Here is an 18469-nt window from a genome sequence, read left to right on the forward strand (position 1 = left end):
TTTTAAGGAGTTAAATAGTTTTGAAACCATCTGATCGACGTTTCGGTAACCTGTTCCAGTTTTCCGGGCTCTTCAAATAAATGGGTAGCACCGGGTATAATTTCAAGTTTGGCACTATTGGGCAACAATCGAAAGGCAACCTGATTTAGTGGAATTACTTGCCGGTCCCAACCGCCAACTAATAACAGTACGGAAGCCGAAACATTTTTTATAAGCTGAGCATCGGCAAGGTCCGGGCGGCCACCACGAGATACTACCGCCTTAATGTGCGATCTTAAAGCGCCGGCTGCGTTCAGGGCTGATGCAGCGCCGGTACTTGCTCCAAAATATCCAATAGGAAGATCTTTAAGAGGTTCCTGATTATGGGCCCATTCCGTAGCCGTTATAAGACGTTCACTTAACATCCGGATATCAAATCGGTTGCTATAAATTTGATCCTCTTCCGGCGTTAAAAGATCAAAAAGTAAAGTAGCAAAATCATGATCGTTTAATTTGTTTGATACCGATTGATTTCGTGGACTCAAATGGCTACTGCCACTTCCATGGGAAAAAATAACCAATCCTTTGGCATCTACGGGAATGGTTAATATACCCTGAAGTTCCTTGTCTCCAACGGGTATTTTAATGGATTGGTGTTCTATCGTTTTCATACTTAATTTTTTTAGTCTGACTTATTAAACGTTATTCAGCTGATTTGGAGGTCTTGGTCTTACCTTTTTTGGTCTGAGATCGTTTATAACCTATCACAGTTCGCGATTCCATGTCTTTTCTCTCAAGATCCTCTTCCAACTTTTTATACACGCTGATGTCTTTTATGGTAACAACAACGGCAACCACAATATTCTGACTATTGACTATAGGTCGACCACTAAGTAAAACTCTTCGTTTCTCTTTGGTTTCCAGATTTTTGAGGATCACGTCAACATCATTGGTGATCTCACCTGTTAAAGCGCGTTGTGCAGGCAATTCCTGAGATGGAAATGTGGTCTTTCCATCCGGATAGAATACTTCAAAATGATCGGAAAAATCAAAGGAGATACTGTAATCATCTTCGATCTTAAACAATTCATTAGCACTATAATTTGCCATAAGCACTTGCTTATCCGAATTAGCAACAATAACGCCATCACTGATATTCTCAAGGATCATATTCAGTTTTTGCTGACTTTCTAGTAATTCATTGCGTTCTTCCTCAGCTTCCTGTTTTAATTCAAGTTCTTCGGTAATATCCCGAACAACGGCATAAATGAGTCCGGTACTTTTATCCAGGGTTGCATTCCAGGTAAGCCATTTGGTTGAACCATCTTTACAAATCCATCGATTTTTAAAATTGATAATATCCTTACCTTCATCCAAAGTCTTAATCTCTTCAAAAGTTCGCGTAAGATCTTCAGACAAAATAAAGGATGAAAAAGGCTTTGCTAATAGTTCAGAAGTCGTGTATCCCAATATATTGCTTAATGAAGGATTCACTCTTACGAAGGAAGTTTTATCGGCAATAACAAGACTATCAATGGACAGGTCAAAGAACGTGTTGGCGGCCTTAAGAGACTGCTCTGTTTTTTTTCGCTCGGTGATATCGGTTGAGATCGATCCAATGGCGTAGATGCGGTTTGTGTTGTCGAATAATGGAAATTTTACAGAGAGATAAATATGCTCGCCATCTTGTTGTTCCATAGTTTCCTCTATGTGAATTTCTTTTTCTTCCTTGATGACCTCCATATCGGAATTTCGATAGCGATCGGCAACAGCTTTCGGCAGAAAATCGTGATTGGTTTTTCCAATAAGGTCTTCGGCTTTGGACTGAAACAATTTTTGGTATTGATTGTTTACCAAAAGGTATTCGCCATTCAATTTTTTAACAGAGATGGGGTTGGAGGTATTATCTATAATAGACTGAAGTAGTTTTTTACTTTTTATTAAGTCTAACTCATATTGTTTTTTAATCTTCAATTGGTGTTTCAGCATAAAAAAAACGGTAGTGAGCATACCGATGGAAAGTATAATAAGTCCGAATAATACCCAGTGCCAGGCTACGTTTTCAGTTAGTGAAGCGATCTGGTTAAGATAAATGATACCGATTGCAATAATTACAACAAGATTAATGATATAACCGGTTGTGATCCGAATTTTTGCTGAAATTTTCACCTTAAAAGAGATTAAATGAAACGCGTTTTACTTTGTAAACTAAAGGGGTTTACCCTCAAGTTTTAAGGGTCTTAGTAAAGCTATTAAATGTTGAAGGGAGATAAAATGATGAATATCATTTTGATAGCATGTTTAGGATTTAAATACGCTTGTTTTGAGATTCTTCGCTTCATTTCATTTCGCTCTGAATGACAATCCATTTTTTCATTACCAGAATAGGAACGATGTGGATTCCCGCCTTTGCGGGAATGACAAGTACTATCAATATATTAAATACAATTTATCATTCCTGCGCAGGCAGGAATCTAACTCGCGGTAACGTGCATAAAAAAGTCCAACACCAGGTGTTGAACTTTTGCTGTTGTAGCGAGATCGAGATTTTAATAATCTTTTTTGGGAAGCTGGATAATATCAAAAGTCTAAATGCTAGCGCATTACTATTTTTATCCACTTTTACTCGTGAGCAAGCTCCCGGTAACGTGCATAAAAAAAGTCCAACACTGAGTGTTGAACTTTTGCTGTTGTAGCGAGATCGAGATTTGAACTCGAGACCTCCGGGTTATGAATCCGACGCTCTAACCAACTGAGCTACCTCGCCATATTTAAGGCTGCAAAGATAATAACATTATTAATCCGTGCAAACATAAATTCTTGAAAATATTCTAGAAAATAATTGTAAAACTTATCAATTAATGTATATATTGGGCATCATTAAATTTTACGACTATTTATGGACGACAAAATTAAATTTGAACTAGAATTCCCTATACATGCTTCCCCCCAATTACTTTTCCAATATATATCCACACCTTCCGGATTATCGGAATGGTTTTCAGACAATGTAAATTCCAGAGGTGAGTATTTTACCTTTATCTGGGATGGGAGTGAAGAAAAGGCCCGTTTGATCAGAAAAAAGAGTGGTGAAAGTGTAAAATTTCGTTGGGTAGAGGATGAAGAGGAAATTTATTATTTTGAAATTCGAATTCAGGTTGATGAGATTACAAAGGATGTGTCTTTAATGGTTACTGACTTTGCGGAAGAAGATGAAATTGATGAAGCAAAAATGCTTTGGGAAAATCAAATATCTGATCTGAAACAAGTTTTAGGTTCTGCCTAATTAAGCCTTCAAATTATATAATATAAAGTATCTTTGCTCATTCTTAAGAATGAGCTTTTTTTATGAAAAATTTTAACGGTACAATTCAGGAAAACGAACAATTTATTTCAGCAGAAAATCGGGGATTAAATTATGGTGACGCTTTATTCGAAACGATGAAATACGCCTCGGGTAAACTGTTGTTTTGGGAGGATCATTACTTTCGATTAATGGCTTCCATGCGTATAATGCGGATGGAAATTCCCATGAACTTTACCATGGAATTTTTAGAGGATGAAATCTTAAAAACGCTTGAGGCCAATGCACTTAAAGATGATACTGCTCGTATAAAACTACTTGTATATCGGGAAGAAGGTGGCTACTATACGCCGGAATCCAATGATGTAGGTTTCGTGATATCAACAAATAAACTGGAAAATACTGAATATCATTTGAATACAGGTCATTATGAGGTTGATCTTTTTAAGGATTATTATGTATCACCTTCTTTGTTATCAACCTTAAAATCGAACAACAAAGCACTTCATGTGGTTGGAAGTATTTATGCTAAAGAAAATGGTTTGAATAATTGCCTCATTTTGAATACTGATAAGCAAATTGTTGAAGCTTTAAATGGTAACTTGTTTTTAGTGAAAGATAAGACCATTAAAACACCGCCATTAGCTGATGGTTGCTTAAAGGGTGTTATGCGCCAGCAAATTTTAGAATTGGGGAAATCTTTGGAAGATTTTACTATCGAAGAGGCTTCAATTTCTCCCTTTGAACTTCAAAAGGCTGATGAATTATTTATCACGAATGTGATCACAGGTATCCAGCCCATAAGCCAATACAGGAAAAAAACATTTTCCTCAACAATTGGAGAAAAATTGATAATAAATTTAAATGAGAAAATTTTAGCTTAATTAGTTATAGCTTGGGTTTTCGGGGGCATTAGACCAAATGCTGTATTCGCCACCAAATTCCAACATTTTTTCTTTCCAAAAGGATTCGTAATCCTTTTCGATGATCTCTTTCTTGTAAACATTTGCAGTAACAACCCAGGAATTAGCTTTGAGTTCGCTTTCAAGTTGCGATTTATCCCAACCGGAATATCCCAGGAAAAAGCGGATATCGTTTTCTTTAATAGCTTCTTTTTTAATAAGTTCAGCCACTTTATTAAAATCACCACCCCAATAAATTCCAAGCGAAATTTCAATACTGTTAGGAATGAGTTCAGGTACCTTATGAATAAAGTACAGATTGTCCTGTTCCACAGGGCCGCCATTGTAGACTTTAAATGTAGCTTCCAGCTCAGGAATCAGATCCTGAACGGTATATTCTAAAGGTTTATTCAAAATAAAACCAATAGATCCGTCTTCAGTGTGGTCTGCTAATAAGACGATAGATCGGTTAAACGATACATCGCCTATTATAGCTGGTTCAGCTATAAGCAGATCTCCTTTTTTCGGCTTGATTTGCACCATATTATGAGGAATTTTGCTACTAAATCTAATATTTATTTCTTAAAAAACAAAAGTTTTACTGAGATATAAAAAAAGCCTTCAGAAACTGAAGGCTTGATTTATGTTAAATAGGTGGTTTAAATTAGTTCACCGCGTTTGCTAAATCAGAACCAGCTTTAAACTTAACAACTTTTTTAGCTTTTATTTTTATAGTTTGACCAGTTTGAGGATTTCTTCCTTCTCTTGCAGCTCTTTTAGATACTGACCAAGATCCAAAACCTACTAAAGAAACTCTGTTTCCTTTCTGTAAAGCGCCTTCAATTTCAATAAGCATACATTCTAGAGCTTTTTTAGCAGCAGCTTTTGTAATTCCGGCATGTTCTGCCATTGCGTCGATTAAATCTGTTTTGTTCATAATATTAAATTTAGTTATTAATTGGTTAAACAATTTTGTTAAATCCTCTACAAATTTATACGGATTATGCAATCATGCAAGTAATAGCAAGGGAAATCACGTGTTTTGTTGATAACTTCGAATATTTGTTAATAAAGCCTAGATTATTTGCCGCATTTTTTAAACTTATCACTGTTATCAAGGGTTTAGAGCATTTTCGCGTCGGTAGAAAAGCTATAACCATTCAACAATGAAATCGTGTCCATTAATTTTTTCCCGGGGAGTTTTATTTGTTCTATTATGATGTAACCATCTGGAGCTGCCACTCTTAATTCTTTTTTGGTGGTGAAAATAGTTCCGGGGGCTTCATTATGAGCTGCCTTCATTTTTTTGGCAGCATATATTTTTACATCCAGGGTTTCAGAATCATTTTTCAGGGTACACCATGCTGCAGGGTATGGACTTAATCCTCGGATGAGGTTGGAAATGATGTCAATAGGCGCATTCCAATCGATCTTGGTGTTATCCCGATCCAATTTTGGTGCAGGTTTAATGTTTGCAGAATCATGCTGTGGGCTGGTGGATACTTCACCTTTCCTTATTAATTCAACTGTTTTCAAGATCAAATGGCTACCAAGGTTCATAAGTTTATCATGAAGACTGCCGGCAGTTTCATCCGGATCAATATCTATTTCTTCCTGAAGGATCATATCTCCGGTATCTATCTTTTCATCAATAAAAAAGGTGGAAACTCCCGTTTTTGTTTCACCATTAATGATAGCCCAATTTATGGGTGCAGCACCACGGTAGTTGGGCAGGAGGGAGGCGTGTAAGTTAAAAGTTCCATGTTCAGGAAGTTGCCAAACTACTTTTGGTAGCATTCTGAAGGCCACAACAATCTGTAAGTTTGCATTTAAGCTTTCGAGTGCTTTTAAAAATTCCGGGTCTTTTAGGTTTGTAGGCTGTAAAACTTTTAAATCCTGAGATTTCGCATAGATTTTTACGGCACTTTCCTGAAGCTTTCGTCCGCGTCCTGCAGGTCTGTCCGGTGCTGTAACTACTCCAACAATACGATACCCTTGTTCTACCAGTGCTTTCAAGGGTGTTACGGCAAATTCCGGGGTTCCCATAAAAACTATTCTTAGATCACTCATCATTTTTTTATTGTTTAGTCCGGAAGTCATTACTTATAAATGACTCAGGGAATATGTATTGGTTTTTGTTATTTTAATAATGTCCTTTTCCAACAAGAATTTAAGGACCTGTTTCGTATCATTTTCCGCGGCATCTAATTTCGAAATAATTGCTCTGGAAGACAAATCAGAATGCTCTAAAAGCAAAACAATTTCCTTCTGTAGGTGCTTTAGATCTGAAGGTTTTGATTGCGATTCTCTTTCAATACATACCGAGCAAATACCACATTCCTCTGTTTTTTCCTCACCAAAATATCGTAATAGTTGAACACTTTTACATTCATTTTCATTTTCAATGTATTCCAGCATGGCATGAACCTGATCCTGTTTTACTTTATTTTGTTGCTCTATGATCTCCGCGATTCGGTTTATGGTGATTCTGTCTTCACGAGGTTCAATAAAGGTGATTTGAGCGTCTGTTTTTATATGTTTGAATTCGATGATATCATCTTTTTCAAGGGTTTCTAAAATATGAATAATCTCTTTCTCCGAAACGCCTGCTTTATCAGATACCTTGTTCGTATTAATACGTGTTTCCTGGTCAAAAACGCCACCATACAATCTTAGTAAGGCCTTAACTATAAGGGCTTTTTTCCCATCGTTTTCCAAATATTTCAATAAAACCTTATTTGGAATTTTAAATTGAAGACTGACCTTGTTTTTGAATTGTCTTGATAAACTAATGACACTATTGCGATCTAAAACCAATAAAGCATTATAAGTTAATAAGGTGTTGAGTTTATAGGTTTTGCAGAAACTTGTAAAATCAAAATTAAAGGTATTATAATCGCCTTCTCCGTAGGGAATCTGAAAATAACTACACAACTTCTTGTACACAAATTTCACAGATTTAACATCGGGTAAAACCTTTAAGAATTGATTTTCTACAAGATCCGGATCGCTATTATTTTTTAAAATTACTGCAAATGCTTTTTTACCATTTCGGCCCGCGCGACCGGCTTCCTGAAAATAACTTTCAATACTTTCGGGTAAATTCAAATGAACTACCGTTTTAACATCCGGTTTGTCAATGCCCATGCCAAAGGCATTGGTTGCCACCATGACCTGTTTCCGGTTTTGCATCCAGTCCTGCATGTTTCGGTCTTTTTCAACAGACGACAAACCGCCGTGATAATACGTTGCAGAAAGACCTTTATCGTTTAGAAACGCACTGGTTTCCAAAGTGCTTTTTCTATTGCGAACATAAACGATCGAAGACTCCGGATTCTTATTAAGGATGGTCTCTAAACGATAGAGCTTGTCGTCTTCATGAAAAACCATATAGGCTAAATTAGGACGGAAAAAAGAACTTTTAAATACCTTAGGATTCATAAAGTCTAATGCCGTAATAATATCATCCACCACTTTTGGTTTCGCGGAAGCCGTAAGTGCCACCATATTTACGGCTGGATGCAATTGTCTGAGGCTTAAGATGTTTTTGTAAGCCGGTCTGAAATCATTTCCCCATTGCGAGATACAATGGGCTTCATCAACCGCAATGAGATTCACCGGCATTTGTTTGATACGATCCTGAACCAATTCCTGCTGCAAGCGTTCCGGGGAGAGGTACAAAAATTTATAATTTCCGTAAATGGCATTATCCAGAAGCGTATCTAATTCCGCAGTTCCAATGCCACTGGTTAGTGCTAGAGCTTTAATGCCTTTATTTTGTAGGGCTTTCACCTGATCTTTCATTAAGGCGATTAAAGGTGATATTACGATACAGATTCCCGGTTTTGCCAGCGCCGGTATTTGAAAGCAAAGCGATTTTCCTCCACCTGTAGGGAGCAGTGCAAAAGTATCTTCCCCGGAAAGCACTGCTTCAATAATTTCTTCTTGAAGCGGTCTGAATTCCGTGTAGTTCCAATAGCGTTCCAGTAGCTTTACAGGATGCTCCATGTTACAAATTGATAATATTTAAAATATAATCTGTTCGCTTTTCAACGGTATCAAAAGGGACATCAATAAGTTGGTAGTTATAGGATTGATACGTGTTAACAAGGTGTTTATGAATCACTTTGGCTTCCTCAAAATTTTCATACCGTTCATTATCTGTTTTGTAAATCGCTTTCCAGGGTTTTAGTATAAAAACAGCATCATAAGGATGTTCGTTACAGGCTTCAACGAAAGTATCGGGATATTTCATGTTAGCAAAATCCATATAGGCCACAATATCCGGAATGCCGCGATCGTAAAAGACCGTATCAGATTTTAAATTCCTGGCGTGATGATACTGTTCTAATCTGCCATTTAAAAGGGCTTCGCTAAATCGTAAAGGATCACTTAAAAACAACTGATCAATCCCCTGTTTTTGAGCCTCCAAAGTAACCTCTCTGGAAATTTCTTCAAGACAGGTAAGACCGCGATCCATAAGGGTCTTTATTATACTTGATTTTCCTGTTCCGGGACCTCCCGTTATAACAATGCGTTTTGTGTTCAAAAGGTGTTAATTTAGCTGTAAAAATAGGAATTTTAAGCTATGAAACTGTATATTTGTAACCTAAAAAACGACTATGAGTGAATCTTCAAAAACTGAAGCTTTTTATAAGAAACTGAAAGAACAACTTTACGATACGAGCAGCTGGCCTTCTGAATATCTTTATAAATTTATTATTAAATCAGATGCTTTCAAAAAAAATACAATTGAGCATATTTTTGATAATATGGGAGCTGTAATTCAAACTACTGAATCTAAAAACGGCAATTATATTAGTGTTTCTGTAAATGTTGAAATGAAGGATCCTGAAACCGTTATTGTTAAATACAAGGAAGTCGCAGAAAAAGTTGAAGGCGTTATTAGCCTTTAGTTCTTTTTTTTGTATTTTGCGAGGGCACAATACTACATGCACTAATTTTTAAGCTACACATTTATTTTGATCGACGATTTAGAATACAACACAGAGCGTGAACATTTGATTATTCCCGAATACGGAAGACATCTTCAAAAAATGATCAACCACGCTAAAACAGTTAAAGACAGAGACGAACGCAACAATTTGGCCAAAGCCATTATTGCCGTTATGGGTAACATGCAGCCGCATTTGCGCGATGTTCCCGATTTTCAGCATAAACTTTGGGATCAATTGTTTATCATGGCGAACTTCGAATTGGATGTAGATTCTCCTTACGAGAAACCTACCAAAGAGATTTTTGAAGAACGACCTGATCCTTTGAAATATCCTCAAAATTTTCCAAAATATCGTTTCTACGGGAACAATATAAAAACCATGATCGACGTTGCTAATACGTGGGAGGATGGCGATTTAAAAGAAGCTTTGGTTTATACCATTGCCAACCACATGAAAAAGTGTTTTCTGAATTGGAATAAAGATACCGTTGAGGATGATGTGATTTATGATCACTTATATGAACTTTCAGGTGGGAAAATTAATTTAAAGAATACTGATGAAGATCTGTCCGATGCTTCAAGTTTAATGAGGTCTAAAGGAAAACACACGAAAAAGCAACATCACAAAAAAGGATCTGGCAAACATCGCAAGCGTTACTAAATAATCTATGGGAACATTTAAAATTGAAGGTGGTCATCAACTAAAAGGAAGTATAAAACCACAGGGAGCTAAAAACGAAGCCTTACAAATTTTATGTGCCGTATTACTTACCCCGGAAAAGGTAACTATTCACAACATTCCGGATATTGTTGATGTTAATAAACTCATTACATTATTAAAGAACCTGGGAGTTAAAGTGGAGCAGTTATCACACTCCAGTTATTCCTTTCAGGCCGATGATATCGATTTGGATTACCTCCAATCCGATGCCTTCAAAGTAGATGGTCGTGGCTTACGTGGCTCGATCATGATCGTTGGTCCGTTATTATCACGATATGGTAAAGGCTATATTCCTAAACCAGGTGGTGATAAAATTGGTCGCCGTCGTTTGGATACTCATTTTGAAGGCCTTATTAAATTGGGTGCAAGCTTTAAATACAGCCGTGAAGATCAGTTTTACGGTGTGGAAGCCAAAAAATTAAAGGGGACTTACATGCTACTTGAAGAGGCCTCTGTAACCGGAACTGCCAATATTGTTATGGCAGCTGTTCTGGCGGAAGGTCAAACTACGATCTATAATGCCGCCTGTGAACCTTATTTACAGCAGTTATGCCGGATGTTAAACCGCATGGGGGCGAAGATCTCCGGTGTGGGATCAAATATGCTTATCATTGATGGTGTTGATGCTTTAGGCGGAACGGAACATACGATGCTGCCTGATATGATTGAAATAGGTAGCTGGATCGGTTTAGCCGCCATGACAAAAAGTGAACTGACCATTTCTGACGTTTCCTGGAAGGACTTAGGGTTGATTCCTAACGTTTTTAGAAAGTTAGGGATTACTGTTGAAAAACGCGGTGATGACATTCATATTCCTGCGCATACCAATGGTTATGAAATTCAAAGTTTTATTGATGGTTCCATTTTAACCATTTCTGATGCGCCTTGGCCTGGTTTTACGCCGGACCTTTTAAGTATTATTTTGGTTGTAGCAACACAGGCTCGCGGGAGTGTTCTGATCCATCAAAAAATGTTTGAAAGTCGGTTATTCTTCGTGGATAAATTGATTGATATGGGCGCTAAGATTATATTATGCGATCCGCATCGTGCCACAGTTATTGGTCATGATTTTAAATCTACTTTAAAAGCGACTACCATGACATCACCTGATATACGTGCCGGTGTTTCCTTGTTGATCGCTGCACTTTCTGCGAAAGGAACTTCAACCATCATGAATATTGAGCAGATCGATAGAGGTTATGAGAATATAGATACCCGTTTGCGTGCTATCGGTGCGAATATTGAACGGATCGCCTAAATAGCAATTCCAATCATCATTTAAATTTCATCTTTTCCAAATAAAAAAAGGTATAACCAGGGAGTCAGTTATACCTTTGGACTAAGTCAATTGGTTTTTTATAAAAGGAAATTTACAAAATCGCTATTAATCAATTACTTAGCTTTAATATTTTAAGGTGTTAGCACACCGTTGATGACATGAATTACGCCATTAGTAGCCTGAACATTCAATAGTTCTGGCACTAATTGTACCGAACCATTTATTGTTAGCGTACCAAGATCCAGGTTGAAATCTCCGTTCAAGGTGGTTACAGGACCACTCATGAGATCACTGGAATACACACGCCCTTCAACAACATGATACAATAAAATGGATTGCACAGCTTCAACAGGAAGACCATCAATTGCTGCGATGGCTTCATCTGCGTCAGCAACCTCTAACAGGTCAATAAAGGCCTGATTGGTTGGAGCGAATACCGTGAGTTGTGGATAAGGACCTTCACCCTTAAGAACATCTACTAATCCGGCTTTTGTGGCAGCGGCAAGTAACACTGAGAATTCAGGATCATAACTTGCGGCAGTGTCAACTAAATTCAGTGTTGGCGGCACTAAAACTTTATCAATAACATGTATTAATCCGTTAGTTGCTTGTACGTTGGCGCCAATAACTTCAGAATCATTTATGTAAACTTTGGGTGCCATATCAAGATTCACATTTACAGCTGCACCATTAGCTGTTGTGGCAAAACCGTTTGATAACTGGAAGCTGAAAACATAGCCCGGCAAAACGTGATACAATAAAATTGATCCTACAGTATCTGCATCGAGCCCGTCAATAGTCGCCATAGCTTCATCTGCATCGGTAACACCTAAAAAGTCTATAAACGCCTGATTTGTAGGGGCAAAAACCGTAAATGGTCCACCATTAGCCAGGGTTTCAACCAAACCTGCCTTTTGGACAGCATGAACCAAAACAGAAAATTCCGGAGCTTGACTTAAAGCAGTTTCAACTAAATTTCCTGAAGGTAGTGTAAGTACCTTGTTAATCACATGAATGACTCCGTTTCGAGCTTCAATATCCGCCATGGTTACCTGAGCATCATTCACCATAACGCCCATGTCACTTACATTAACAACAACATCAGTACCTTCAACTGTCGTTACCGGACCTGAACTAAGGTCATAACTAAACACGGTTTGAGGAAGGACATGATATAATAGAATATTCTTGATATTTGGTATATCGGCTACATTTTGCTTCGTAATACCCGCGGCCATAAAAGCTTCATCAGTTGGAGCAAATACGGTGAGTCGATTTTTGGAGACTACACTTGCTAATTTTGTTTTAGCTAAGGCTAGACTTAATATTTCGAATGTAGGACCGTCTTCAGAGTAGTTATCATCATCTGCATCGTCTTCGTCATCTGAATAGGATTTTGACTTACCATGTTTGGCCGTAGCATTGAAAGAAGCCAGGGTTTCAACAATTGATGGTTCTTGTTCGTTTACAGGAGCATTATTTACAGGTTCTTCGCTACAAGAAAAGGTAAATAACAATAAACTAATCATGAGAAGGGAAAGTTTCAATAGATTCGGGAGAGTCTTAGTTAACTTGATAGTTTTCATGATTTTACAATTTTTTTTGCCCTTCCAAGATAATAAAATTGTTTAATAAATTTTAAAAAAAGTTAAACAAAATGATGAAGTGTAAAAAAAATCGATGAATGGTAACAATTTAAAAAAGCTATGTTCTTCTCTATGAATAAGTTTGGTTTGAAATTAATTTAAAGCTTCTTTATACACTTTTAAACAACGTTCGCGAGCTGCTTTATGATCTACTATGGGATCAGGATAAGTTAATTCCTGAAAATCAGGAACCCATTGTTTTATGTATTTCAGATCTTTATCAAACTTTTTGATCTGTGTTGTTGGATTGAAAATTCTAAAATAAGGAGCAGCATCAACACCTGAACCGGCAACCCATTGCCAGTTTCCTACATTACTTGCCATTTCATAATCGTGAAGTTTTTCAGCAAAATAAGCTTCACCCCAGCGCCAGTCAATCAAAAGATGTTTGCATAAAAAGCTACCTACAAGCATACGAACACGGTTGTGCATAAAACCTGTTTCATTGAGTTCGCGCATTCCTGCATCCACTAATGGATATCCGGTTTTACCTTCACACCAGGCTTTAAACTCTGCTTCATTATTTCGCCATTGAATGCGATCGTATTTCGATTTAAAACTTTTGGTTGCCGTTTGTGGATAATGCCAAAGAATTTGCATAAAGAATTCGCGCCAGATCAATTCCTGCCAAAAGATTTCATTTTTTTCAGCGATTGCTTTTTTGATCATTTTTCGGATACTCACGGTACCAAATCTTAAATGCGGGCCTAAGCGTGAAGTGCCGTTCTCAGCGGGAAAATTACGTGTAGCTTCATATTCCTGGATCAGTGTTGGCCTTACATCATAATCTGCAATTTCCTGAGATGATTTTTTAAAACCCATGTCGGAAAGCGACAAATTAGGAAGTCGTGAATTTTGAATCAGGTTGTCGAGATAGGAATTTGTATAGAATATTTCCAGATTATGAGACTTGAAATTTTCTTTCCATGTTCTCATGTAAGGCGTATAAACCACATAGGGATCCCCATCATTTTTTACCACTTCGTCTTTTTCAAAAATTACCTGATCTTTGAAAGTCTTGAAGCCAATTTTGTGTTCATTTAATAAATCATTAATTGCTGCGTCGCGTTCTCTTGCATAAGGTTCGTAATCATGGTTGGTATAAACGGCCTGAATGTCGTAGGTTTCAATAAGATCTTTAAAAACGGTTTCAGGTTTTCCAAAATACATGGCTATGCTACTGCCATGCTCTTTCTGAAGCGTATCACGCATGCTTTGAAGCGTTTTGTAAATGAAACTCACGCGCGCATCGTTTTCCGGAAGTTTATTTAATATTTCAGTATCAAAAATAAATATGGGCAATACTGGATAATCACTTCGCAAAGCTTCGTAGAACCCAACATTATCATCCAGTCTTAAATCTCTTCGAAACCAAAATACAGTTACTTTTTGAGTCATTGTATTGTTACTTTTTGTACTTCCCGAAAAGCGTTTCTAATTTTTCTTTCCGATAGGAGAAAATCTCTTCTAGCTTTGGTTTAACCAGGATTGGATGCGTCAATCTACCAATAAAGCCGAAGGGTATTTTATAATCTATAATATCTTCCATTTCAATACCGCCATCTATCTCTTTAATGAAGTGTTTATGATGCCATAATGCGTAAGGTCCAAATCGTTGTTCATCAACAAAATACTCACCTTCGCGAACATGGGTAATCTCTGTAACCCATTTGGTTTTAATACCCAGAACAGGTGTTACGATATATTGGATGATCTGGCCGGAAAACATCGGTCTGTCAGCACCTGATAGGATATTAAACCCCATATAATCAGGTGTAATGGTCTTCAGGTTTCTAGGATCAGATAAAAATTCCCAGGCAGTTTCCTTACTGATGGGTAAATTTTGTTTTTTATGTAGTGTGTAAATTTTCAAGGCAAATTAATTAATTATTAAAAAGGATATAGGCGTTCAGGGAACAGGCGATGCAAAGCCAAATAAAATACGGAGCAATTAACCAGGTTTTAGTTTTTAAAACATGGCGATAATCGAAAAGGAACTTTCCAACAACTATGGTAAGCAATATGATGCTGATAAGTCCGACACCTATGAGGTGCTGATTGAAAAAAATATAATTCCAAATGACATTAAAGAAAAATTGAACAGCGAATAGTGATAGCAATTTCGTTTTGTCAACTAAGGGATATAAGAAGGCCAGGTAAATTGAAAAACAGATCATTATCGTAGTCCAGGCCACACCAAAGAACCATCCCGGTGGTGTCCAGGGTGCTTGATTTAAATTGGTATACCAGGCGGTTTGCGGACCATTATTCATTAAGATCGTACCCAAACCAAGAGCTCCGAAATTGATAATCAAAAATAGGGTAAGGTATTTTGCAAACTTCATATTTACTTAAAATTGGTAAACTAAACGTGGTTTGATCAACTTATATGATTCGTAATTTTATTACTTAAGGGATTTGTTGCCGAGGAATAATAATCAACTAAATTTCCCTTTCTGTCAATCAAATATTTTTGAAAGTTCCATTGTACACTCGAGTCTTTAACCCCATTATTGATCTCCTGAGTTAACCAGGTATAAAGAGCATGTTGATTTTTGCCTTTAACTTCTATTTTTTCGGTCATCGGAAAAGTCACTCCAAAATTCACATCGCAAAACGATTGAATATCACTGGCAGTGCCAGGTTCCTGATGTCCGAACTGATTACAAGGTACGCCGATAACAACCAGGTCATTTGAATACTTTTCGGATAGCGCTTGAAGTTCCTTGTATTGCGAAGTAAATCCGCATTTTGAGGCCACGTTTACAATAAGCATAAACTTACCTTGAAAGGTTTTTAAATCTAATGGCTTACCATCCAAACTATTAATTTCGATGTCGTAAATACTGGTGGTGTCTAATTTCTTTTCCATGGTATTTTTTGAAAATAACGTTGAAACGAAGGCTTTCAATGGATTCATTCTTAAATTTTTAGATTTACAATACCGCAATCCATTTCAAATACCTGCCCCGAAAGTGCTGCCGCCTTTTCGGACAGTAAAAACGCTGCCATATCAGCTACTTCATTAGGGTCCAAATATTTTTTTAAAGGGTGACGCTCTTTCATATTATCAACCAACTTGTCATTTCGCAACAATTTAGATGCTAAATCCGTATCCGTTACGGTTGGTGCAATGGCATTAACGCGAACGGTAGGTGCCAGCTCGGCTGCTAGGGATTTTGCCAATCCTTCCACACCGGCTTTTGCTGCTGCAACACTACTGTGAAAGGGCATACCTAATTTAGTGGCAACGGTACTGAAAAGTACCACCGCCGGATGTTCGCCTTGTTTTAGAGTAGGTAAATATTTGTGAATCGCTTTAACAGCTCCAATAACGTTAATCTCAAAATCTTCTCTGAAATCGTCAGTGCTTAAACGTGCTATGGGTTTTAAATTGATGCTTCCCGGACAGTAGACTAATTTATCAATACGATCGATTTCAGGGAGCTCATCTTTCAATACATCACAAGAATGATGTTCCAGATTCTCATGAGTGATGTCTGGAGACGTTCTGCTGATATTAATGATTTTAAATTGATCGAGGTGTTTTTCAAGGATCGCTTTGCCAATACCCTTACTACCACCTATTATTACAAGTGTTTTCATAAAGTGTCAGGGCATTTTTAATTCATTATGGCCTGCCCTTGAGCCTTTTTTCTATTTTTTGTTTAATTGCCGTTAAACGCTTCATAAGATCCATTATATCAGGATCTTTATCTTTTTTATAAATCGTGTTCAAACTCAGTATTAAATCTTTTACTTCTCTAGAAGATTCTATACGCTCGCTCGTGGTTTTAAACGTATGCTTTCGGTTTTCAAACTCTAAAGCCTTCTCAATAAGTTCCATAATTTCGTATGTCTTTTTATCTGTTTGTTGTAATCCAAAATTGGTTATTTTTTTGGCCAATTTGCAAGATAACAAAATAAAGGACGCTTACTTTTTTAAGGACTATTTATTAAGGAAATTTTAAGGTTTTAATCCTTGATTAAGCAACCATTAACGCACCTTTTAAGCGTTTTTCAACCTTCCGTTTCATTGCGGTTAAGCGTTTCATAAGATCCATAATATCGGCGTCATGATCTTCTTTATAAATTTCATTTAAATCTAAAATCAAGGCTTTGGCTTCACGCGAAATTTTAACGCGGTCACTGGTCGATAACGATCTTAAACTTGTTTTTTCAAATTCTAAAGCTTTATCTATTACATCCATAACTTAGTGATTTAAATAATTTTGTAATTCTCTGATTTTTTCCGGAGTATTAAATTTCCCTCCGTAATAGGTTGTTACCGTGGCTGATGTATCATCCTTGATACCTCTGGAAGATACACATAAGTGCTTGGCATCAATAATTACCGCAACATCTTCAGTATCAAGAATGGTTTTTAACTCGTTGGCAATTTGGTTTGTCAATCGCTCCTGAACCTGTGGTCGCTTCGCATAGTATTGTACAATACGATTCAATTTTGATAAACCAATTACTTTTCCCGAGGAAATATAGGCTACATGAGCCTTACCAATAATTGGAACGAAGTGATGTTCGCAATTAGAGTAAAAGGTAATATCCTTTTCAACAAGCATTTGGTTATAATTGTACTTATTGTCAAACAAGGCTACCTTCGGTTTGTTTTTAGGATTTAATCCGGAATAGATCTCATCAATGAACATTTTCGCCACGCGTTTCGGAGTTCCTTGTAATGAATCGTCAGTAAGGTCTAAGCCCATAACATCCATTATTTCCTCGAATAAAATGGCAATACGTTCTTTCTTCTCATCATCAGAGATTTTGAATGCATCAGGTTTCATCGGGGTTTCTAATCCGGTATAAAGGTGATCATCGCCAATTTCTTCAGGTGTAAATCCGTTTAATTGGTGGCCGTTGTTTTTCTTTTTCAAAGATTCTGTAATCATTTTTGTCTTTTTTATGTGCTGTCTTAAGGAACTCAAAACCTTAATCAAAGCACGTTATCGTTTTGATATTGAGTTGTGTGTTATTTGTTTTTGACGGCTACACCTTAACCGTCCTTTTTCAAAAGTTCTTAGTTTTTCATGTTTTGTTTTTCTGCCCTGAACGCGTTTTCGCCACATTCTAAAACTGCTCGGTTTCATTTCCCGGCGCATCAGTTCGATCACTTCTTGTTCATTCAAACCAAATTGAAATTCAATAGCTTCAAAAGTGGTACGATCTTCCCAGGCCATTTCGATAATTCTGTCAATATCTTCAATACTTAAACTCATACGTATTGGAAGTTATATTGCATATCGTATTTTATTTTTTGGTCAAGCATTTTTTCGAAGAACGATTTATTTTCTTTAAACGTCTTATTATTTTTAAATTGAATAAACCGACCCTGCGCGTGAATGCTAGCTCCATTGGTTTTGTACATTACCAACTGGTAGTAAGGGATGGCCCAGGTAAAATTCTGAAGGCCTTTATTGATGTAAACTAATATGCCGCTTTTTCGCAGCTCTATATTAGCATAATTGATATCAGATACTTTGTTTATAAAGTTTTGAAGGTTCGGACTCACATCTCTAATGATCATGCGTTTCGATCCGATGCCTCCCATTTTAAAGGACTCTAAGAAAGAAAATGGTTTTCCAACAAGATCTTCCAGTAACTGCTTTTCTTCCTTATTTTTATATGTGCTATTGAGTATCATGGTGGAACTTATTTACTCA

General features: G+C 37.0%; 23 protein-coding genes and 1 tRNA gene. 5 read left to right on the forward strand and 19 right to left on the reverse strand.

The window, feature by feature from the left end; genetic code table 11:
• Positions 1 to 2: 2 nt before the first annotated feature.
• The 3 genes from ABD682_RS10600 to ABD682_RS10610 form a co-directional block, all read right to left on the reverse strand.
• Entirely contained in the window at positions 3 to 650 is a 648-nt protein-coding gene (locus ABD682_RS10600) for a dienelactone hydrolase family protein (RefSeq protein ID WP_344741308.1), read from the reverse strand.
• A gap of 31 nt (positions 651 to 681) precedes the next feature.
• A complete protein-coding gene (locus ABD682_RS10605; RefSeq protein ID WP_344741309.1) occupies positions 682 to 2148 on the reverse strand; it encodes a PAS domain-containing protein in 1467 nt (488 codons plus the stop codon).
• Positions 2149 to 2672: 524 nt separating this feature from the next.
• Positions 2673 to 2746 (reverse strand) — tRNA-Met (locus ABD682_RS10610).
• A 132-nt stretch (positions 2747 to 2878) separates the two neighbouring features.
• On the opposite strand from ABD682_RS10610, the gene ABD682_RS10615 reads away from it, so the two are divergent.
• Together ABD682_RS10615 and ABD682_RS10620 are read left to right on the forward strand one after the other, a co-directional pair.
• Entirely contained in the window at positions 2879 to 3265 is a 387-nt protein-coding gene (locus tag ABD682_RS10615) for an START-like domain-containing protein (RefSeq protein WP_344741310.1), read from the forward strand.
• A 62-nt stretch (positions 3266 to 3327) separates the two neighbouring features.
• Positions 3328 to 4167, forward strand: a complete 840-nt coding sequence (locus ABD682_RS10620; protein ID WP_344741311.1) for an aminotransferase class IV — start codon at positions 3328 to 3330, stop codon at positions 4165 to 4167.
• Here ABD682_RS10620 and ABD682_RS10625 read toward each other — a convergent pair whose 3' ends face one another.
• From ABD682_RS10625 to ABD682_RS10645, 5 genes are all read right to left on the reverse strand, one after another.
• Positions 4168 to 4728, reverse strand: coding sequence for a YqgE/AlgH family protein (locus ABD682_RS10625; protein ID WP_344741312.1), 561 nt, complete (start codon positions 4726 to 4728; stop codon positions 4168 to 4170).
• A gap of 121 nt (positions 4729 to 4849) precedes the next feature.
• Entirely contained in the window at positions 4850 to 5122 is a 273-nt protein-coding gene (locus tag ABD682_RS10630; RefSeq protein ID WP_344741313.1) for an HU family DNA-binding protein, read from the reverse strand.
• Positions 5123 to 5307: 185 nt separating this feature from the next.
• Positions 5308 to 6255 (reverse strand): methionyl-tRNA formyltransferase, encoded by a 948-nt coding sequence (fmt, locus tag ABD682_RS10635; protein ID WP_344741625.1) that lies wholly within the window; start codon positions 6253 to 6255, stop codon positions 5308 to 5310.
• A gap of 33 nt (positions 6256 to 6288) precedes the next feature.
• Positions 6289 to 8193, reverse strand: a complete 1905-nt coding sequence (locus ABD682_RS10640; RefSeq protein ID WP_344741315.1) for a RecQ family ATP-dependent DNA helicase — start codon at positions 8191 to 8193, stop codon at positions 6289 to 6291.
• Position 8194: 1 nt separating this feature from the next.
• Positions 8195 to 8734, reverse strand: coding sequence for an AAA family ATPase (locus ABD682_RS10645; RefSeq protein WP_344741316.1), 540 nt, complete (start codon positions 8732 to 8734; stop codon positions 8195 to 8197).
• A gap of 73 nt (positions 8735 to 8807) precedes the next feature.
• Here ABD682_RS10645 and ABD682_RS10650 point away from each other — a divergent pair, with 73 nt between their 5' ends.
• From ABD682_RS10650 to murA, 3 genes are all read left to right on the forward strand, one after another.
• On the forward strand, positions 8808 to 9101 hold the full coding sequence (locus ABD682_RS10650) for a DUF493 family protein (RefSeq protein ID WP_344741318.1): 294 nt from the start codon (positions 8808 to 8810) through the stop codon (positions 9099 to 9101).
• Between the two features lie 66 nt (positions 9102 to 9167).
• Positions 9168 to 9803, forward strand: a complete 636-nt coding sequence (locus ABD682_RS10655; RefSeq protein WP_344741319.1) for a DUF4290 domain-containing protein — start codon at positions 9168 to 9170, stop codon at positions 9801 to 9803.
• Positions 9804 to 9810: 7 nt separating this feature from the next.
• Positions 9811 to 11121, forward strand: coding sequence for a UDP-N-acetylglucosamine 1-carboxyvinyltransferase (murA, locus tag ABD682_RS10660; protein WP_344741320.1), 1311 nt, complete (start codon positions 9811 to 9813; stop codon positions 11119 to 11121).
• A 152-nt stretch (positions 11122 to 11273) separates the two neighbouring features.
• On the opposite strand, the gene ABD682_RS10665 is transcribed toward murA, so the two are convergent.
• The 11 genes from ABD682_RS10665 to ABD682_RS10715 form a co-directional block, all read right to left on the reverse strand.
• Entirely contained in the window at positions 11274 to 12671 is a 1398-nt protein-coding gene (locus ABD682_RS10665; protein ID WP_344741321.1) for a fasciclin domain-containing protein, read from the reverse strand.
• 210 nt (positions 12672 to 12881) lie between these two features.
• The gene (locus tag ABD682_RS10670; protein WP_344741322.1) at positions 12882 to 14186 is read right to left on the reverse strand and encodes a cryptochrome/photolyase family protein; all 1305 of its coding nucleotides are present in this window, start codon (positions 14184 to 14186) and stop codon (positions 12882 to 12884) included.
• Positions 14187 to 14193: 7 nt separating this feature from the next.
• Positions 14194 to 14661 (reverse strand): SRPBCC family protein, encoded by a 468-nt coding sequence (locus tag ABD682_RS10675; RefSeq protein WP_344741324.1) that lies wholly within the window; start codon positions 14659 to 14661, stop codon positions 14194 to 14196.
• A 10-nt stretch (positions 14662 to 14671) separates the two neighbouring features.
• Positions 14672 to 15133, reverse strand: coding sequence for a TspO/MBR family protein (locus tag ABD682_RS10680; protein WP_344741325.1), 462 nt, complete (start codon positions 15131 to 15133; stop codon positions 14672 to 14674).
• A 35-nt stretch (positions 15134 to 15168) separates the two neighbouring features.
• Entirely contained in the window at positions 15169 to 15708 is a 540-nt protein-coding gene (locus ABD682_RS10685) for a glutathione peroxidase (protein WP_344741327.1), read from the reverse strand.
• A 2-nt stretch (positions 15709 to 15710) separates the two neighbouring features.
• On the reverse strand, positions 15711 to 16394 hold the full coding sequence (locus ABD682_RS10690) for an SDR family NAD(P)-dependent oxidoreductase (protein ID WP_344741328.1): 684 nt from the start codon (positions 16392 to 16394) through the stop codon (positions 15711 to 15713).
• 25 nt (positions 16395 to 16419) lie between these two features.
• Positions 16420 to 16635: a hypothetical protein gene (locus ABD682_RS10695; RefSeq protein WP_344741330.1), complete on the reverse strand. Its 216-nt coding sequence runs from the start codon at positions 16633 to 16635 to the stop codon at positions 16420 to 16422.
• Between the two features lie 139 nt (positions 16636 to 16774).
• Positions 16775 to 16999 (reverse strand): hypothetical protein, encoded by a 225-nt coding sequence (locus ABD682_RS10700; protein WP_344741331.1) that lies wholly within the window; start codon positions 16997 to 16999, stop codon positions 16775 to 16777.
• Positions 17000 to 17002: 3 nt separating this feature from the next.
• A complete protein-coding gene (gene folE, locus ABD682_RS10705; protein WP_344741332.1) occupies positions 17003 to 17698 on the reverse strand; it encodes a GTP cyclohydrolase I FolE in 696 nt (231 codons plus the stop codon).
• A 54-nt stretch (positions 17699 to 17752) separates the two neighbouring features.
• Complete coding sequence (locus ABD682_RS10710; RefSeq protein WP_344741333.1) at positions 17753 to 18025, reverse strand: TIGR03643 family protein; 273 nt, start codon at positions 18023 to 18025, stop codon at positions 17753 to 17755.
• Complete coding sequence (locus ABD682_RS10715) at positions 18022 to 18450, reverse strand: hypothetical protein (RefSeq protein ID WP_344741334.1); 429 nt, start codon at positions 18448 to 18450, stop codon at positions 18022 to 18024. Before ABD682_RS10715 ends, ABD682_RS10710 begins: the two co-directional genes overlap by 4 nt.
• Positions 18451 to 18469: the final 19 nt, after the last annotated feature.

Source organism: Gaetbulibacter aestuarii, assembly GCF_039537665.1.
Lineage (GTDB): Bacteria > Bacteroidota > Bacteroidia > Flavobacteriales > Flavobacteriaceae > Gaetbulibacter_A > Gaetbulibacter_A aestuarii.

What these genes read in the sequence shown, in the direction of transcription:
- ABD682_RS10600 (WP_344741308.1), bottom strand. Translation starts at nt 650, where the DNA reads ATGAAAACGATAGAACACCAATCCATTAAAATACCCGTTGGAGACAAG.
- ABD682_RS10615 (WP_344741310.1), top strand. Translation starts at nt 2,879, where the DNA reads ATGGACGACAAAATTAAATTTGAACTAGAATTCCCTATACATGCTTCC.
- ABD682_RS10620 (WP_344741311.1), top strand. Translation starts at nt 3,328, where the DNA reads ATGAAAAATTTTAACGGTACAATTCAGGAAAACGAACAATTTATTTCA.
- ABD682_RS10625 (WP_344741312.1), bottom strand. Translation starts at nt 4,728, where the DNA reads ATGGTGCAAATCAAGCCGAAAAAAGGAGATCTGCTTATAGCTGAACCA.
- ABD682_RS10630 (WP_344741313.1), bottom strand. Translation starts at nt 5,122, where the DNA reads ATGAACAAAACAGATTTAATCGACGCAATGGCAGAACATGCCGGAATT.
- fmt (WP_344741625.1), bottom strand. Translation starts at nt 6,255, where the DNA reads ATGAGTGATCTAAGAATAGTTTTTATGGGAACCCCGGAATTTGCCGTA.
- ABD682_RS10640 (WP_344741315.1), bottom strand. Translation starts at nt 8,193, where the DNA reads ATGGAGCATCCTGTAAAGCTACTGGAACGCTATTGGAACTACACGGAA.
- ABD682_RS10650 (WP_344741318.1), top strand. Translation starts at nt 8,808, where the DNA reads ATGAGTGAATCTTCAAAAACTGAAGCTTTTTATAAGAAACTGAAAGAA.
- murA (WP_344741320.1), top strand. Translation starts at nt 9,811, where the DNA reads ATGGGAACATTTAAAATTGAAGGTGGTCATCAACTAAAAGGAAGTATA.
- ABD682_RS10665 (WP_344741321.1), bottom strand. Translation starts at nt 12,671, where the DNA reads ATGATTAGTTTATTGTTATTTACCTTTTCTTGTAGCGAAGAACCTGTA.
- ABD682_RS10670 (WP_344741322.1), bottom strand. Translation starts at nt 14,186, where the DNA reads ATGACTCAAAAAGTAACTGTATTTTGGTTTCGAAGAGATTTAAGACTG.
- ABD682_RS10680 (WP_344741325.1), bottom strand. Translation starts at nt 15,133, where the DNA reads ATGAAGTTTGCAAAATACCTTACCCTATTTTTGATTATCAATTTCGGA.
- ABD682_RS10685 (WP_344741327.1), bottom strand. Translation starts at nt 15,708, where the DNA reads ATGAATCCATTGAAAGCCTTCGTTTCAACGTTATTTTCAAAAAATACC.
- ABD682_RS10690 (WP_344741328.1), bottom strand. Translation starts at nt 16,394, where the DNA reads ATGAAAACACTTGTAATAATAGGTGGTAGTAAGGGTATTGGCAAAGCG.
- ABD682_RS10695 (WP_344741330.1), bottom strand. Translation starts at nt 16,635, where the DNA reads ATGGAACTTATTGAGAAGGCTTTAGAGTTTGAAAACCGAAAGCATACG.
- ABD682_RS10700 (WP_344741331.1), bottom strand. Translation starts at nt 16,999, where the DNA reads ATGGATGTAATAGATAAAGCTTTAGAATTTGAAAAAACAAGTTTAAGA.
- folE (WP_344741332.1), bottom strand. Translation starts at nt 17,698, where the DNA reads ATGATTACAGAATCTTTGAAAAAGAAAAACAACGGCCACCAATTAAAC.
- ABD682_RS10710 (WP_344741333.1), bottom strand. Translation starts at nt 18,025, where the DNA reads ATGAGTTTAAGTATTGAAGATATTGACAGAATTATCGAAATGGCCTGG.
- ABD682_RS10715 (WP_344741334.1), bottom strand. Translation starts at nt 18,450, where the DNA reads ATGATACTCAATAGCACATATAAAAATAAGGAAGAAAAGCAGTTACTG.